The organism is Lysinibacillus pakistanensis, assembly GCF_030123245.1.
GTDB lineage: Bacteria > Bacillota > Bacilli > Bacillales_A > Planococcaceae > Lysinibacillus > Lysinibacillus pakistanensis.
Genome location: NZ_CP126101.1, coordinates 2,641,074 through 2,658,826, shown reverse-complemented (window position 1 = coordinate 2,658,826; position 17,753 = coordinate 2,641,074). Strand labels below are relative to the sequence as shown.

The 17,753-nt window shown below is 36.0% G+C and carries 17 protein-coding genes; 5 read left to right on the top strand and 12 right to left on the bottom strand.

From position 1 onward, the window contains the following. The first annotated feature begins 17 nt into the window (after positions 1 to 17). Positions 18 to 704, top strand: a complete 687-nt coding sequence (locus tag QNH24_RS13080; protein WP_283868041.1) for a M23 family metallopeptidase — start codon at positions 18 to 20, stop codon at positions 702 to 704. 280 nt (positions 705 to 984) lie between these two features. Here the strand turns inward: QNH24_RS13080 and QNH24_RS13075 are convergent, their stop codons facing one another. The 10 genes from QNH24_RS13075 to QNH24_RS13030 form a co-directional block, all read right to left on the bottom strand. Beyond that, positions 985 to 1,677, bottom strand: coding sequence for a Dph6-related ATP pyrophosphatase (locus QNH24_RS13075; RefSeq protein ID WP_283868040.1), 693 nt, complete (start codon positions 1,675 to 1,677; stop codon positions 985 to 987). A 31-nt stretch (positions 1,678 to 1,708) separates the two neighbouring features. Next, positions 1,709 to 2,782, bottom strand: a complete 1,074-nt coding sequence (locus QNH24_RS13070; protein WP_283868039.1) for a hypothetical protein — start codon at positions 2,780 to 2,782, stop codon at positions 1,709 to 1,711. 30 nt (positions 2,783 to 2,812) lie between these two features. Next, positions 2,813 to 3,658 carry a GIY-YIG nuclease family protein gene (locus QNH24_RS13065; protein ID WP_283868038.1) on the bottom strand — a complete coding sequence of 282 codons (846 nt, stop codon included), beginning with the start codon at positions 3,656 to 3,658 and terminating at the stop codon, positions 2,813 to 2,815. Between the two features lie 197 nt (positions 3,659 to 3,855). After that, the gene (gene proS / locus QNH24_RS13060; RefSeq protein WP_283868037.1) at positions 3,856 to 5,292 is read right to left on the bottom strand and encodes a proline--tRNA ligase; all 1,437 of its coding nucleotides are present in this window, start codon (positions 5,290 to 5,292) and stop codon (positions 3,856 to 3,858) included. Between the two features lie 337 nt (positions 5,293 to 5,629). Beyond that, a complete protein-coding gene (locus tag QNH24_RS13055) occupies positions 5,630 to 7,351 on the bottom strand; it encodes a putative bifunctional diguanylate cyclase/phosphodiesterase (protein WP_283868036.1) in 1,722 nt (573 codons plus the stop codon). A 392-nt stretch (positions 7,352 to 7,743) separates the two neighbouring features. Further along, a complete protein-coding gene (locus QNH24_RS13050; RefSeq protein WP_054771784.1) occupies positions 7,744 to 7,914 on the bottom strand; it encodes a hypothetical protein in 171 nt (56 codons plus the stop codon). A gap of 269 nt (positions 7,915 to 8,183) precedes the next feature. Next, positions 8,184 to 8,333, bottom strand: coding sequence for a transcriptional regulator (locus tag QNH24_RS13045; RefSeq protein ID WP_283868035.1), 150 nt, complete (start codon positions 8,331 to 8,333; stop codon positions 8,184 to 8,186). A gap of 170 nt (positions 8,334 to 8,503) precedes the next feature. Next, positions 8,504 to 9,025 carry a DinB family protein gene (locus QNH24_RS13040; RefSeq protein WP_283868034.1) on the bottom strand — a complete coding sequence of 174 codons (522 nt, stop codon included), beginning with the start codon at positions 9,023 to 9,025 and terminating at the stop codon, positions 8,504 to 8,506. Positions 9,026 to 9,135: 110 nt separating this feature from the next. Further along, complete coding sequence (locus QNH24_RS13035; protein WP_283868033.1) at positions 9,136 to 10,098, bottom strand: tyrosine recombinase XerC; 963 nt, start codon at positions 10,096 to 10,098, stop codon at positions 9,136 to 9,138. A gap of 321 nt (positions 10,099 to 10,419) precedes the next feature. Further along, positions 10,420 to 10,833 carry a hypothetical protein gene (locus QNH24_RS13030; protein ID WP_283868032.1) on the bottom strand — a complete coding sequence of 138 codons (414 nt, stop codon included), beginning with the start codon at positions 10,831 to 10,833 and terminating at the stop codon, positions 10,420 to 10,422. A gap of 75 nt (positions 10,834 to 10,908) precedes the next feature. Between QNH24_RS13030 and QNH24_RS13025 the strand changes: the two genes are divergently transcribed. The 3 genes from QNH24_RS13025 (at position 10,909) to QNH24_RS13015 (ending at position 14,234) form a co-directional block, all read left to right on the top strand. After that, entirely contained in the window at positions 10,909 to 12,399 is a 1,491-nt protein-coding gene (locus QNH24_RS13025) for a circularly permuted type 2 ATP-grasp protein (protein ID WP_283868031.1), read from the top strand. Beyond that, entirely contained in the window at positions 12,353 to 13,318 is a 966-nt protein-coding gene (locus QNH24_RS13020) for an alpha-E domain-containing protein (protein ID WP_283868030.1), read from the top strand. The genes QNH24_RS13025 and QNH24_RS13020 overlap by 47 nt, the downstream gene beginning before the upstream one ends. A 61-nt stretch (positions 13,319 to 13,379) precedes the next feature. After that, on the top strand, positions 13,380 to 14,234 hold the full coding sequence (locus QNH24_RS13015) for a transglutaminase family protein (protein ID WP_283868029.1): 855 nt from the start codon (positions 13,380 to 13,382) through the stop codon (positions 14,232 to 14,234). A gap of 494 nt (positions 14,235 to 14,728) precedes the next feature. Here the strand turns inward: QNH24_RS13015 and QNH24_RS13010 are convergent, their stop codons facing one another. Then, the gene (locus tag QNH24_RS13010) at positions 14,729 to 15,604 is read right to left on the bottom strand and encodes a tyrosine-type recombinase/integrase (protein WP_283868028.1); all 876 of its coding nucleotides are present in this window, start codon (positions 15,602 to 15,604) and stop codon (positions 14,729 to 14,731) included. 331 nt (positions 15,605 to 15,935) lie between these two features. On the opposite strand from QNH24_RS13010, the gene QNH24_RS13005 reads away from it, so the two are divergent. Beyond that, complete coding sequence (locus QNH24_RS13005) at positions 15,936 to 16,730, top strand: enoyl-CoA hydratase/isomerase family protein (protein WP_283868027.1); 795 nt, start codon at positions 15,936 to 15,938, stop codon at positions 16,728 to 16,730. A gap of 47 nt (positions 16,731 to 16,777) precedes the next feature. On the opposite strand, the gene QNH24_RS13000 is transcribed toward QNH24_RS13005, so the two are convergent. Beyond that, positions 16,778 to 17,593 carry a P-loop NTPase family protein gene (locus QNH24_RS13000; protein WP_283868026.1) on the bottom strand — a complete coding sequence of 272 codons (816 nt, stop codon included), beginning with the start codon at positions 17,591 to 17,593 and terminating at the stop codon, positions 16,778 to 16,780. Positions 17,594 to 17,753 lie beyond the last annotated feature (160 nt).

Genomic DNA, 17,753 nt, shown 5'->3' with positions numbered 1-17,753 from the left:
CAGAGGAGGGCTATGAGATGATCGATGCACGTGAGCCGATAATTATAGGGTTTCCTTTGAGAGGGGAATGGCACTCTCCTAACACTCCAGGGACAAAAATTCCGAGTCACGGCACAAACAAATTAGGTTCAAGATATGCTTATGATTTTATACAAGTGGATTGGGAAAGAAAAGGTTGGCCCGCTTATCGCGTTAGTTTGGCGCAATATCTACTTTTGGGGGTTCCCTTAGATGGATATTATTGTTGGGGGCAAGACGTATACGCTCCTTGCGATGGGATCATTGTCAAAGCAGAGGATGGTTATAAAGAACGAACACGAACAAAAGTGCTTTCAGATATGACTAACGCTTATAAAAATGCTCATTATTTCAATCCGAAGAAAGACGACATACAATCAGTTGCTGGTAACTATATCATTATAGAATGTGGCGACAATGTATACGCTGCATTAGTCCATCTTCAAACAGACTCCATTCAGGTTTCAGTTGGGCAGAGAGTAAAAAAAGGTGAAGTTATTGGTAAAGTGGGTCATTCAGGTAACTCCTTTGCTCCGCATTTGCATTTTCAACTTATGGATAGTAGTGACATAGCGACTGCAAAAGGATTGCCTTGTGCTTTTGAACAATACGAATTATTTAAAAATGGTACATGGGAAAAAGTAAATAATGGTATTCCAACAAATAAGGATAGAATAAGATTTTAAAAATCCAATGAAAAGAGGTACCGTCAGGAAAATGGACTTGTAAATCCGCATTTTCCTGACGGTACCCCATAGCAACAAGCAGGAACGTCACAATGCTTTATTAACATTTCTTTTAAAGGCGAAGGCAAAATTTACTTTCGATAATTTAAAAGCCGATCCACAGATTGGTGATTTACAATTAGTATTCCTTGTACGCATCAACTTAGAGCCCAAAGCTGACAACCATGATTATCAATGTTTGTATCTAACATTGAGCTCATTTGTTTCCCTTCTTTTTAGATCATTTTTTTGCAAGTTCCAAAGGTAAAAATGCGTATCCTCCATTTCTAATAATCGGACATTTTCGAACAGTAATTGGATATTGGAAAAGAGGACCATCAATAACCGTTGTGTGGAATTCTCCACCTTCCCCACAAGGGTCAATGTTTCGGGCTTCAAGTTCCTTAATATAATCTGGTGTAAGAACTCGTCCTAAATCATCCTCCATCATGCCTAAAGATAAATTGACCGTGACGACCATGGTAACAAATCCTAGGTGAATAAATTCATCGACAGCTTCTCGATGATCCATCTCCCATAAAGGCATGCCTAGCTTTAATCCTACCTTTTTTGTGATCTTTTCATGCCAGCAGCCATGTGCAGGCATATCTAAATCACCAGTAACCAATACCTCTGCCCCTTGATTTTTAGCCTGTTCTAAAAGACCTAAAAAAACACTTTCATAATCTGCCCAACTTGCAGCAGCTGTATAGACGGGTAAACCTATCGAGTCAGCTTGTGCCTGTATTAGCTCAGGTGGCATTCCATGTGATCTAGAACGCTGCCCTTCTTCCTCCAACATGACGATAAGACCAATCGCTTGGCCAACTTGTGATGCTTTATATATGGCTAGGACACTATCCTTTCCTCCACTAAAGGAAGCCATAAATTTGTGTCCTTTCGCACCATTTCTCCAATCGATTAATTCTACCATTTATATTATTCTCCCTTTTCATAGTTAGCTATTACAAATAAATTCTTCGAGTCTCTTTTTCGAATAATTTAATGATATGTGGATATTCATTTATATCTATATGGCCTTGTCTCATGATTTTTTGAAGAAAGATTGTATCGGCGAATATTTTATTAATAATTAGTTTGCACCATAATGGTGAGTCGCGAAAATAATCTACCAAGTTATTAATTTCATCAAACTGAAAGTACAGAACATAGGTAACATAATTCTGTAGCAGTGTGTGAAAACAATAATTCTGGTAAGGGTTTGAACAATGGTCTGCGAGAACATTTTTCATCACATCATATACCGTTGCTTTGTTATCAGTATACGTCTGTAAAAAATAATCAACATCGTTTATTAGCCGTAATACGGTTTCCATGCCTTCCTCGGGTGGCATAATCAGCTTGCTTGATTTCCCTTCTATTGCCCTTAAAAGCTCCAGTGTCAGATTTTTGCAAGCTATTACTTCATGTGGAGTAATCAATAATTGATGATGAAACTTCTCCGAATTCTCGCTATAGTAATCATGATAATTATTGAAATAATGTTCTATTTGGATATTGCTTTTTGTATGAACCAAGTCTTGCCCATTGAATGAAAAGGCATAAAGGGTCTCTTCATTAACAGGGTGTGCGTATAGATAAAAAAAGAAGAAAAAGTCTTTTAATTGCCGTTTCTGCTCATCGTTTAATCTTGTAATAGCAGATAACTGAGCTAATTGGAAAAAGCAATAATTTTTCATAAAATCATTCATGGCATTGTATGGATTAATGCTGTGAATGGCTGTCGTTGAATTAATCGTAAACAGCAGATAATAAAAAGTCTGTTCATCATAGATATTTAGTTGCTTATAGAATGATGAGAGCACAGGTTTCCAGCTAGGATTATTAATGTAATAAGGATCTCTAGGTTGAAGTTCCTCTGCCCACTCTAAAAACGCTTCATTTTTTTGATCGACAAAAAATAACTGTGCACTCCCATCCTCAAGCACATCGTATTCAAAGTAATCGAAATGAGAAGCTGGTAAATCTCTGTTAAATTTTATATTGAGATATTCATTGTATAGGTATTGAAGATTCATAGATGTAGCCTCGGTTCTACTAGTATCCTTTTAATTATGGTTATAACCAAACTGGATTGTTTGTAGCTTTCGTTTAAAGTTGTTTTCGACCTCGATGGCTTCTAATGCAGTGATATCTTTTGGTAGTACTTTTAAAATCGTATACTGGAATTGAAAATGTGCATTAGGGTTTTGTTGACCTAACTGCTCAAATGCTAGATTGCCGCCATTGATTGTCAAGGCATACTCTGACCAACGACCAAGTAAGCCATTTTTATTGTAGGAGGAGCCAATATAAATTTTTCCATTAGAACAATCTGTGATAGCGTAAATTGCATTGATTGCGCTTAATGCGATATGCCAATCTGCATAAAGTTGAGGATTATCAATAATTTGTTTCAGCTCTTGAAACGTTAACAGGACGCTTTCGTATCCTGGAAAGACAAATTGACCCGTATTGACGAGCTGAGTAATGATCTTTTCATTAGTGCCTTTTTGATACCATCGTACAGCTGCCTTGCCCCATTCAATATATAATTTATTTTCATAGGGCTGTAATGGGTCCCTTTGGATTTTAAACAAAGGATGCATAATTTCACCCTTATAAGGTTCTAGCAAAAACGGTGAGCAATCAGGAGCTACGAGCGGTGACGCCCCATGTCTTACTTCATACGAGGTTAAATATTTCGCCGTTGTTCCTTCATCTGCAGAAAAAACAATAACATGATCATAGGCATCATAAAAATGGGGCAATTGTTTTTGTGTATATTCTCGTAAAAAGCCGTCACGATACGCTTTGATAAATCGTTCATGCTTTAAGGAGTGGCGGATAAGTAAAGTTCTATTGACATTATAATGACAGCGGGTTAATAAATCAGATAAATAAAGATGAACCATTTTTAATCTCCTTTTTTAGATGGTACACTTTTTTGCTAAGATAATTTATCATACTTTATTTTGTGAATTTCCATAACCAAAAATTAGCATTATTCGAGTTAATTAAGATGAAGTGTTTTAGTGTTGGTTAACCAAAATTATGTAATAAAACACCCTCTAATTCGTTTTTCAAAAGAGGGTGTTGGGGGTACAGCTTTTTAATATGCTTGGGCAAACCAAACCGTATGCTTTGCTTCGTTTCCGCAGCAAATACATGTCGTTTTAACTGTTGGTGGATTAAATGGAATGTTACGAGTCGTATATTTTGTCTCTTCTTTCACTTTTTCCTCGCATGCGTCATCCCCACACCATCCAGCAAGAACCCAGCCTGGAATAGTGCTGTTATCTTTGGCTGTTTTAATGTGCTGCTGTAATTGTAGTAGGGTGTCAATCGTTGTATGAGTGTTTGCCTCACGGAATTGACGAGCTTTTTCAAGTAAACGCTTTTGCATCGTCGTTAGTTCTTCCTCAATGGCTGTCACAACATTAGACAAATCAATGGTTTGTTTTTCATTTTCATCACGCGCTTTCAGTAAAACTTGATTGTTTTCAAGGTCACGAGGTCCTAATTCAATACGAACTGGCACACCTTTTAGCTCCCATTCATTAAACTTAAAGCCTGGCGATTGGTCTGAATCATCAAGACGTACTCGAATACCTTTTGCTTTTAGGGCTGCAAAAATTTCATCTAAATGCTCCATAATTTGAGGGTTCTTTTTCCATGGACCCACAGGAATCAATACTACTTGAGTTGGTGCAATTTTTGGCGGTAAAATAAGCCCTTGCTCATCACCATGCACCATGATAACAGAACCAATTAAACGAGTAGAAGTACCCCAGGATGTTGTGTGTACATATTCGTGCTGGTTCGCTTTATTTAAATATTTAATATTAAAGGCTTCAGCAAATTTTGTACCTAAATAATGGGATGTACCGGCTTGAACTGCCTTGCCGTTTTTCATCATCGCCTCAATGGAATACGTATCGACAGCACCTGCGAAACGTTCAGAAGGCGTTTTTTGTCCATCATAGACAGGAATCGCCAATACTTGCTCCACAACCTCCTTATAGATCTCTAGCATTTGCATTGTTTCCTTACGGGCATCTTCGTCATCTATGTGAGCTGTATGCCCCTCCTGCCATAGAAATTCGGATGTACGAATGAAAGGAAGTGTTTTCTTTTCCCAGCGGAAGACATTAGCCCATTGATTAATAAGAACTGGTAGGTCACGGTAGCTTTTGATCCAATTTGAGTAAAGATGGCCAATCATCGTTTCCGATGTTGGACGAAGCGCCAAGCGTTCCTCTAATTGCTCACCTGCTGCCTCTGTCACCCAAGGAAGCTCTGGTGAGAACCCTTCAATATGATCCTTTTCCTTTTGGAAGAAGGATTCAGGAATTAGCATTGGGAAATAGGCGTTACGATGTCCTGTTTCTTTAAAACGACGGTCCATTTCCTCTTGAATATGCTCCCAAATTTCATAGCCATCTGGTTTAAAGGCAATACAGCCACGAACCGGAGTATAATCCATTAAATCTGCCTTTTGGATGGTCTCAATATACCATTTCGAAAAATCTTCTAGCTGTTTTGACATGTGTGTTTTCCTCCATTTTTATAAAATAAAAAGCACAAAAACATCCTCTGAATAAGGACGTCTTTGTGCTAGATAGACGTGGTACCACCTTTAATTTAGTTTTAAGCGGTAAACTTAAAACCCTCTAACGTTTGGTAACGAAAACGATCCGGTTATGTTTGCATAACATCTCCGTGGTAGGTTTTCAGATAAGAAGCGGTGATATAGCTCTCAGCAGCTGCTATATTTTCTGGTTCACAATTCTTTCTTACTTAGCCACATCATCAATTTTTATATTTTCAATAACTTTAGCAAAACAGTTAAAAAATATCAATCATTTTGAGTTAACTTTCCATACTTAAAAGTCGGATTTATTCACTGATACACTATCATCAATCAGTTTTGTAAAGTCTTCTACCGATAGTGGTTTACTAAAATAATAGCCCTGTACGTACTCACAGCCCTGCTCACGAAGCACTTTTAACTCGGCTTCTTCCTCTACACCCTCTGCTACTACCTCAAGGTTTAATGCATGTGCTAAAGAAATCATCGCGGAAATCATGGCAATTCCTGATTTTTCTGGTACAATATCACGGACAAATGCACGATCTATTTTTAAAACATCTACAGGGAATTTCTTTAAGTAATTTAACGATGAATAGCCCGTTCCGAAATCATCTAAAGAAATCGTTATTCCAAGAGCTCTTAATTGTTTGATTGTATCAATTAAGTCCTCTGTGTAATCCAACATACTCATCTCTGTAATTTCAATTTCTAATAAATGAGGATTTATTCCTGTTTCCGCAATAACGTCTCGAACCATCTCAACAAAGCCTGTTGTACTAATATGGATAGGAGAGATATTAACAGCCACTCGTAAGTTTAAATGGTAGTTTTCGTTCCAAGCACGTGCTTGCGCAGATGCTTTCCGTAACACCCAAACACCGATATCATTAATAAGTCCACACTCTTCTGCAAAAGGAATAAAACGGTCAGGTGGCATTTGACCTAATTCAGGATCATACCAGCGAAGTAACGCCTCCATTCCAATCACTTTATCTGTTTTTAAATCAATTTTTGGTTGATAATGTAGCTCTAAAATATCTTTTTTTAATGCTTGATGTAATTTTGTTTCGAGTAATAGCCATTTATCATTTGCCTCTTCCATATTTGGACGGTATAAGCGATATTGATTGCCGCGTGTAGATTTTGCTGCATACATAGCAATATCAGCATTTTTTAATAGCTCTTCAATGGAACTTGCGTGATCTGGGAAAATACTAATGCCAATACTAATACTTGCATAGAACTCATACGTATCGACAATAAAGCTATCATTAAATACACCAATGATTTCCTTGGCCATCTCCTCAATACGGTTTACATCGTTAAGAATCATCACAAATTCATCACTATTGTGTCGGTAGAAAGAATTAGATGTATGATCAATATTGCGTAGGCGATTTGCCATCTCTACTAAAAACATATCCCCGATAATATGACCAAGTTCATCGTTAATGTTTTTAAAACGATTCACATCAATGAAAAACAACGCAAACTTTTCTTCTGTACGTCGAGATTGATGGAATTCATTTTCTAAACGTTGTTCTAATTTACGACGGTTTGGTAGTCCTGTTAATTCATCGTGATAAGCAATATGAGTAATTTTTTTTATATCCTTTTGAGCAGTAATATCAACTCGTATAGCAATATATTGATATGGCTTTCCGTTATCATCCAGGAACGGAATAATCGTCGTTTTTACCCAATACAGGCTGCCATCCTTTGCGCGATTACATACCTCACCATTCCACATATTCCCCTTACCGATTGTTTTCCACATTTCTCTGAAGAAAGATTTTGGATGGAAGCCCGAATTAAGCAAACGGTGATCCTGACCTAATAATTCTTCACGCGTATATTTTGATATTTTGCAAAAATGATCATTAACAAAAGTGATTTTTCCAGTTCTGTCTGTAATGGCTACAATGATTGAACTATTCATGGCTGAAAAAATATCTTGTAATTCTTTCAAACTGTAGTTAACTTGATTGATACTACTAGGCGTGATATTCATCATTTTCATTCTCCGTTCATTAAAATAAGAAGGGTTTGGTACTTTTGCTTTATCTTACTTCAAGGTATAAAGTTGTGGTATAGTGCCCTTTTTTATGTAATTATATTATAGTCCTAGAAAAGCAGTTAATTCAACCCAAATATCAAAAACATTCAAATCTGGATTTGATAAATTTCAAGGAAATCGACAAAATTCAGGTGCATTAAACATACATAATTTCTCTTATTTTAAAGATATGTAATTCTATAGTACTATCTAAAATGTTATCTTTAGGCTTTTTTTCTTTAGAATATATGATTTTGATGTAAATTTTACGATACTTAAATAAATTCTTCTTTTAGGTTACATTCAAAAATGCCTTACTGTCACATACAGGCAGTAAGGCATTTCATGCGCTAAGAGATTTCATATTCTATTCGGCCTCCCAATGCTTTTGCTTGTTCATTGTATGCATCTAATTGCTCCTGCGATAAATTTAAAATGTAATAATGAAAATTGATTGGTTCAAGTCCGTGTTTCTCACATACTTGTCGATAAAATTCATAGCCTTCTCGATAATCTGTCATCCTAATAACTTCCTTTCACATGTGTAGCTTGAATAATAACTATTGTTCTATAACAGAAATGTTATTTGTTAAATAATATATAACAGTTGAATTCTCAAGTCAATAAGTTGTCTGATATTTCTTTCAACTTCTTTTAGTAGAAGTCAAGCCGATGCTGGACACTATTATACCGAGGCATAATTGATTTATTTAAAAGCCCAGTCCATATCAATTAGTATGGCTGGGCTTTTCATAAAATATTCACGTCGGCTTCCGTAATAATCACATCCTTAAACGCCTAATTGTTTGGCTTGCATGTTATAAGCAGAAAGTTGCTGTTGAGATAACTGTAGTACATAATAACGGAAAGAAATTGGTTCTAATCCATAGCGTTCACACATTTCACAATAAAATTCATAGCCATCACGATACTTTGACATAAAGAATTCCTCCTCTAATCAAACTGTTTTATAACAGTTGTTTTTATTTTTATTTAATATATAACAGTTTGCTTTGCTCGTCAAGTATTTGCACATAAAATAAATATATTTATAATTGACGACAATAAAAAAAACAATATCCCCACCTTCAAGTGGAGATATTGGATGTTCTATAAAGTGTTAGAGGTTGACTCTAATGCACCTTTGATCTCTTTTATTTGTTCAATATGTCGCTGTTCATGTAAATATATTTGTTCAATCCATTGATCAAGAGGCAATTCACCAAGTGCTGGATGCTTCACGGATTTCTCTGCTAATATGGATTTATCCTCGATTGTATCAAGAAAGGTAATTAATTTTTTTCTTGATACATTCAATAAATCCATTATTTGCTGAACAGTAAATAGATCTTCAGCCGGTTCAACAATTTTCGGCGCTATAATTTTATTGGATCTGTCGGCAATGTGTTGAACATTTTTTCGTTTTGTTTTTTGGGCATCTACTTGCTTTAATCCCCATGCAATCGCTTTAATAGAGGATTCCTCGACTAAAACTAAATGATGGCAAACTTGCGCTATACTCCAACTGTTTGCTTCGTGCTTCCCATTGAACTGAGTATTATTTAACAGCTCGATTTCAGCCAATAAACTATTCCTAGTTTCCATTAGCTGATTTGTAATAAATGGATTCAAAGGATTCTCCCCTTACTTTGTGTTTATTGAACTCTATTCAGCATATGTTCTATTATGACATATTCTCTTTAACATCGTAGAATTCCTTTAAATTTGTAAGATATAGCAGGTTATTTATTGCGGACGATATTAAATGGATTATTTTCGAGCACCTGTTGAAGTTGTTCATCTTCAATATGCGTATAAATTTGCGTTGTCGCCACACTTGAGTGCCCCAGTATGTGCTGAAGGCTACGGATATCTGCCCCTGCTTTATACATCATGGTAGCAGAAGTATGTCGCAGTTTATGCGGTGTCAATCTTTCTTTTTGAAGTCCTGATTGATGATTAATCTGTTTCACTATTTTGGCTACGGTTTGCCTAGTAAAGCGTGTTCCCTTTTGAGAAACAAATAGGGGCTCTTCTCCCTCTCCTTTATAGGCTGTCTTTCCACAAGCTTCATAGTTTGTGAGTGCCTGCATACAGCTATCATTTAAATAAACGGTCCGTTCCTTATTTCCTTTACCTACAACAGTTAAATATCGACCTTGTATGGATGATTTATTTAACTGACAAAGCTCTGATACTCGAATTCCTAAATTCAAGAAAAACATCATCATGCAATAATTTCTGGGTGAGGCATGATTAGACTGAATGCCGTCGATAAATTGTCTAGCTTCCTCTATATTCATATAAATCGGTCGTTTTCGCCCAATCTTTGGTGTTTCTAATTCATCGGCTGGATTTTCTTCAATAAGACGTCGCTTTCCTTTTAAATATTTAAAGAATGATTTTAAAGTAGCAACCTTTCTTGCTCTTGCAGATGCAGAATTACCTCGCTGCACCTCACAATATTCCATAAATAAGTAGAGATCTTCCAGTGTGATGTCACGTATTTCTTCTATTGTAATAGTAGAAATATCGATAGAGGTGATATTGCCTATATCTAAATCCTGTTGGACAGCTAAATGAAATCGGAAAAAGAGTGTCAGATCATATTCATATTCTTTTCTTGTACGCTGAGACTTTCCTCTAATAGTTGTTAAATAAACAAGGAAGTCCTTCATAAATTTCGGCAGCTTGGTCTTTTGCATCAAATCCCTCCAATATGTTCTATTTTACCATGAAAAAACGTTCCCAAATATAAATTTGGGAACTTTATGATGAAAAAAATGCCCTTTTTCATTACACGGAACATTTGTTCTGTTTTAAAGCGTTAAAAAAAGACGATTCTCTCTAGAAAGAAAATCATCTTTATTTTTTGAAAATTCCCCGTTTTATGCATAAAGCGTTAGAAAAATGAATATTTAAATCTAGTATACTTAATTGCTATGAGACGATTTAAAAAAAGACAAGATGGGGTATAATACATGTCGATTCGTCTCATAACGCACATGGAATTATTTGGATATCATCTACTTCATAAATATGCTGTATGTTCCATCTACATGCTTAGACAATGTCCAGTTTGTTGAAAGCATTCGCTGAAGATTAGTGATGGTTTCTTCATGACAAGTTAGATTCTGAATGCCTGCTTCTAATAATTGGTAGTCCTTCCCTTCTTCTAATTGAAAACGAAGATGAAGTAAACGTTGAATGCCTGGCAATGTTACATATTTTATACGATAGTTACCATGAAAGGCATCTAAGAACAATTGTTCCCCTTCTTGAAAAAGTGCTAATGTTTCTAAAAATTCGTAGTTAGGTACCCTTTCTTTCCAAATCGACACATCCCCTGTGTGCAATGTTTGTACAATTTCCTCATCTGTAATATCTAATTTTGAAAGCTTATCTAGCTCATATGCTTGCATTAAATTAATAATTGTCATTTTACCTACTCCTTTTATGTATTCGCTATTAGTTTAACATTTTTTCTTTACTACTTAAATTCGGAGGCGATCCATATGATGAATTTATATGAATCTGGTTTATTTTTTGATGAAATGTTAGATGGCAAACAGCCGAAGCCTCATTATCGGTCCTTTTATCAGAAGCTGAATGCTTTTTCGAAGGCGCAGTTAGACGAGAAATATCAGCAAGCCCAATCTAGTTTTTTAAGACAAGGAATTACCTTTACCGTTTATGGAGCTCAAGGTGGAACGGAGCGTACAATGCCCTTTGATTTTGTACCCATTATCATTCCTTATAAGCAATGGGAAATGATTGAAGCAGGTGTTAAGCAACGTGTGCAGGCTCTAAATTGCTTTTTACAAGACATCTATGATAAACAGACCATTATTAATGATGGATTAATTCCAAGGCAGCTCATAGAGAATAATCCTTATTATTATTACCAAATGCTTGGAGTAAAGGTTCCGTTCGATAATCATATTTTCATAGCTGGAATCGATTTAATTCGAGATGAGCATGGCACTTATTTTGTGCTTGAAGATAATTTACGTAATCCATCAGGCATATCCTATGTTTTTCAAAACCGTTATGTGATGAAGGAAGTCTATCCTGAATTTTTCTCAAAGCATGCCATTCAGTCTCTCGATAAACAAATGGCCTACATGAAAAAGGCTCTTCTCGCTCATCGACCACGTTGCTTGCCACCTGATGCTGAGCCTAGGGCAGTTTTATTGACAGCAGGGATGTACAATTCAGCTTATTACGATCATGTTTTTTTAGCACAGCAACTCAATATTCAGCTTGTAGAGGGACGTGATTTAGTTGTTCAAAATGATAAAGTGTATAAAAAAACAATCTATGGTCTAGAGCAGATTGATATAATTTATCGTCGAATTGATGATGATTTTTTAGATCCCATTGTTTTTCGGGAGGATTCACTACTTGGTGTTCCACATATAATAGCAGCCTATAAAGCCGGGAATATTGCTATTTTAAATGCTATTGGGAATGGTGTTGCTGATGATAAGGCGATGTATGCCTATGTACCTGATATGATTCGCTACTATTTAAAAGAAGAGCCAATTTTACAAAATGTCACGACCTATCATTTAAGTGATGACAGCCAGCGAACTTGGGTTCTAGCGCATATGAAAGAGCTAGTAATCAAAAATGTGAGCGCTTCTGGTGGCTATGATATGCTAATTGGGCCACATGCAAGTGAGGACGAAATTGCAAGATTTAAACAAAAAATTAATGAAAAACCATCTCAATATATTGCACAGCCAACCATTAAATTATCTAGGGCTCCAGCCTTTCAAAATAGCCGGTTCTATCCTTGCCATGTAGATTTGCGTGTATATGCGATGAAGGGTGAGGATATTAATGTGTTACCTGGTGGTTTATCTCGTGTAGCACTAAAGGAAGGCTCATTAGTGGTGAATTCGTCACAGGGTGGTGGAGCAAAAGATACATGGATATTAAAGGAGGAATGGCAGCATGCTAAGCCGAGTAGCCGACGCACTTTACTGGATGGCAAGATATAGTGAACGGACGCAAACAAACGCACATATATTACAGGGACAGCTGTTAAATATGTTGGAGCAATCTGGGAAAGAGCATGAGTATATTGATCATTGGGAAGCTATATTAAATATTTGTGCCTCAAAGGAAGAGTATTTGTCCTGCTTTGAAAAAATTCGAGTGAATCCCCTTATTGAATATTTACTTTTTTCGAAAAAGAATTGTAATGCCCTTTTGACAACTGTGAGTGCTATTCGAGAAAATGCACGTGTGACCCGTGATAGTATCCCTACGGAACTGTGGGAATTGCAAAATGCATTTTATTTGTCTCTTAAAGAGGAAATAATGGGAAGGCAAAAGCCTATTCCAATTATTGTGCTGAATTCTTTTTTGCAAAATGTTCGTAAGACTTCTTTAACGGTTACTGGATTAATTGAGGGTTCCATGGATCGCGATTTACCTTTTTACTTTATGCAAGTTGGAAAATGGATGGAACGGGCAGAAAAAACGATTCGCATGATATTAATCGTTTTGGAGCAACATAAACACGTTACGATACCAATGAGTGAAATTGATGGTGCCTTTCTACTTGAATTATCAGAGGCAACTGAATCTTATTTACGCAAGCATCATCAAGCAAATTTGCTCTGTGTTATTCAATATTTATTGCAGGATAAACATTTCCCGCGATCTTTCATGTTTTGTCTACAAAAATTAGAGGAAGCGTTTATCCATATAGAAAAGGACTCTCTTTCAGAAAGGTTTTTAGTGCTTCATTCCCCTTTGAAAAGCTCAATCTTTGCTATGATGAATATGGATTTATGGAATTTTACTATAGAAGATATTATTTTATTAATGGAGGAAAGATTGCGCCAATGTATTGAATTTAGTCAAACATTCGCGACAGTTTATTATTTAAATGAACCCAGCATACAACCTTGAAGGGAATCAAATACAGCTCCCTTTCAACAAGCAAGTCAGTAAACAGAAGGAAGCGGACACAATGAAATTTGAAATTCAACATATTAATAAGTTTCAATATGAGTCTGAAGTTGACCAAAGCTTAAATACAATCCGCTTAAAGCCAAGAAGCGATGAGCGTCAGCGCTTATTATCCTATCGAATTGCTATTACCCCCTCATCCTTAACACGTGAGCATACCGATATTTGGGGGAATACAGTTGGAACTTTTTATATTCCTGAGCAGCATCAGGAATTGGAAATTCAAACCACTTCTATCGTGAGTATTCAGCGTGCGCCGTTTATTCATCGTATTCAATATTCACCAGAGATGCAAACGATATTTCATTCTCAGCTATTTTATGAACACTATCTGCCTTATTTAAAATTTACCCATTTTACGTATATGACAGAAAATCAATTAGAGGAAGTGTATCATGCCATTGGTCACGCTGAAAATCCAGTCCTTTTTTCTCTTAATTTAATGCAGTATTTATATTCAACATTTGAGTATGACCCTTGTGCAACGGATGTGACAACAACCGCCAATGAAGCCTTTGTGCTTAAACGTGGTGTATGTCAGGACTTCACCCATGTCATGCTTGCAGTGCTAAGAGCGAAAGGAATTCCAGCTCGTTATGTAAGTGGCTATCTATACGTTGATGAACACTCAGCTTTAGTCGGTGATATTGCGACACATGCCTGGGTGGAAGTAATGATTCCTGGGATTGGTTGGATTGGTTTAGATCCAACAAACAATGTGGAAGTATTAGAAAACCATATTATTTTATGTATTGGTCGTGATTACTCCGATATAAGTCCTGTCGAGGGGGTTTATACAGGCGGAAAGCATCATTTAACCGTTAAAGTGAACGTCAAAGCGTTAAATCATTTATAAGAAAACATGCAGTAATCAAAAAAAGTCGGATTCCTGTACTGTAGGAAACCGACTTTTTTGATTAGGGCTTTTATAAAATTTATTTTATATTCCTATTATTTTTCAATTTTAAAATTATAGTATTATATTTAGCTAAGCTTATATTTTTTATAACAAATAATAGGAAAAATGAAACAGAACAAACTCCTATGGAGGTAAACATAATAAATTTAAAAACAAATTGATAGGTGAAATATGGTGGGGAAAATAATACTATACAACAACTTGATAACAATATTAAAATCCACCCAGGAAAAATTTGGACAATGAAGTCCGAACTTTTACACTTCATGAATTTCATTAACTTCCCAAAAATAAAATACATAAGCTGGATATAAACAACAATTATTAGGGCACTAATAAGGATATTCAAAATAGATCATTCCTTCTAAACTTTTTACACCTACTCATAAAGGGGGACTGTCACCTTTTTTTCCAATTCTCTTGTTAGAAAGTTATTTAAAACGCCCTTGTCTTTCTGTTAGCACCCATTTTCGGACATAACCCATTGTTTGCTGAATATGTTCAATTGTTTTTTCACTTTGAAACGCCTTCTGCATAACGGTATAACGTAAATCTGTTGCTCTGACATTCATGCCAAGATCCTTTGAAATAGCCTGAAAAATTCGCTCTACTGTCTTTGTTGAAATTGATTTTGAATGGCTAGCCTCACTGACCCACATCCATTCCCCTACTTCTTGCTGATGCAGTTCCTCTGTCGCACCTTTATAGTGTTTCAACATGTCCACTAAAATTGGAGAAAGTTTAATTTCTCGGCGCCCATTGTGGTTAGCGATATAGATGAACGTTGAATCCGTGTGCATATGCGCCCATTTCATACGTACAAGCTCTGCTGGCTTACAACCTGTTTCCAGTAGCATTTGCACGATACAGCCATTACGTCTTGCCAGCCAAGCATGCTCTTGAGTCTTTGCATATTGAAAATAAGTTGGCCATACATTCGTAATGTTCATCAATTGCTTCGTTGTCAGTAATTTTAATGCCTCTTTTTGTCTCTTTTTTGGCTGTAAAATGATCTCATAATCAAATGGCTCCACCCACTCTCGTAAAAAAACGAAATCAACAAAGCCTCGTAATGTAGCCATTTTATGATTAAATGTGTTGATATTTACGTACGTTTCCTTTAAGTAATTACTATATATAAATAACAATTCTTTGAACTGATGATTCACATCCAAGTAGTTTTTCTCATGGGCAAACGCTAAAAATTGCTTCCCATCTAAATTGTACTGTTTTTTGGTAGCAGCACTTTTCTTTAAGGAATGTAAGAGTAATAAATAGCTATTCCATGCCTGCTCTAATGTGACCAAGAATCTCCCTCCCTATAAACTGTGCGTGTTTTTATTTTATTTTACTATATTATGGGTGCGTAGGTTATATTTATTTTAATAAATGATAATGTCGGATAATCTGTAATAATCATACAAAATACCGCTTCTCAAACTAGTATAGTAGTATCTTTTGTTTTTTTATTTTCCTACAATAGCAACTTTCCTTTCTTCTGTTGTAGTACAATTTCTTTAAAATACCTTTATTCTTGTAACACAAAGCAAATTTACATGAAAATTCGTATAATTTAGTGTTTATTACCGTTTGTGTTATATAATAAACGTATGAACTTATGTAGGGGGCGTTTCGAGTATGCAAGTGAAAACAACTCGATTAGAGGCAGAAGATGCAAAAATTATTTATCAAGAAACAGCAGGGCTAGCAATCATTACAATTCATCGTCCACAGGCGAAGAATGCACTAACCGCAAATATGTGGGATCAATTAGCTAAGATTGCATTACAAGTTTTAGACAATCCTAAAAACAAAGTATTAATTTTACGGGGGTCTGGTGAAAATTTTACGGCTGGCTCCGATATTAAAGAATTTAATGCCATTTCTCTCGAAAAAGCCGAGGAAGCCTTTGTACATATGGAAAAAACAATCTCTACGATTGAGCGTTTACCCATTCCAACAATTGGCGTTATTAATGGACCTGCAATGGGGGCAGGCTTAGAACTAGCCTTAGCCTGCGATATTCGTATCGGCTCAGAAAAAGCAAAACTTGGAATTCCTGTTGGCAAGTTAGGGATTACTTTAAATAACAAATTTGCACAGCGCTTAGTACAACTTGTTGGGCCTTCTACAACGAAGGATCTAGTTTTTACAGGTCGTATGTTTAAAGCAGAGGAAGCGTTTAAGCTTGGTATGCTAAATTATTTAGTTGCTGCAAAAGATATTAATAAATACATGATTCGTATGGGTAAGCTTGTGGCAGGAATGTCACCCGAATCGCTATTAGCAGTTAAACAATCTGTTCAAGAATGCGTAGACAGTGTGCCAGCGCTATGGAAAGGCTCTACACCTTTTGTCGGAAATGATTTTTCAGAGGGCTGTCGTGCATTCGTCGAAAAACGTCAACCTCAATTTACACGCCAATCAACATAAAAAACAGATCCTCTACTCGCATTTAAGCGTGTAGAGGATCTGTTTTTTTATGTTTTTCTCTTTAATATGGCTAATTTTATGTGAAGATGAATGGCATCTAGCTCATAACCAAAATGCTGAAAAAATTCCGATTGCACATTCTTTTGTATTGCATACAATTGATCAGGTAATGAATAATCGATTGGTACCTTAAGCTGTAATGTGATTGTGGTAAACGCTTGCTCCCCTATTGTTAATTGTACTTGCTCAACCTTGTGAACAATGTCATGCTGTACACAGCAATATGTCAATAGCTGCACATAGACATGCTTGCCAATTTCTATATATTCCTGTTGGAAATCAGGACGAACAATCGTTGTCTCCCCTATTTTTTCACGCTTTGACGAAAAAATTTCCATTCCTCTTTGAACTAAGCGTTTAAAAAAGTTTTGCTCTACTTGGCGATATGGTATAGGCATGACATGTTTACCTTGGGTTTGACGGATAAAGCGTGCTTTGTCAATTTCCTTTTGAGATCGCACATCTTCCACATAGTAATAGTTTTCGATTGACCCAAGCTCTAGCTGACGAGCAATTGTTTTTGTCATTTTAACAGACGTACCTATCAATAAAATAGACTGTACCTTATATGTATCAAGTGCTTTTTTTACTTCCTCACGATGAGCATCATCTGTAAAAATAGCACGGCGAACGGCTGTTATTGTGTTTTTTTCAAATTTTGCGGAGAGACCTGCTACTTTCACACCGTTAACAATCAGTAGACCATCATCAATAATAGCCTCTACACCAATTTTATGCGCGAAGACAAGGGCACTTGTACTTTTCCCTGTCCCACTTGGTCCACTTAAAGAATGCACTTCCATATTGTTCATCTCCCTTTCCTGTTTTTATGATAGCAGAAATGTTTCCAATTTTCCGTCATTTTTTATATTTCCAGCATTCCCTAAAATAGTTACGCTAATCTACGCAAACATCTTCTCCTTTTCAGAAAAATATTCTTTTTTCAGAATAACTTTCCCTTTA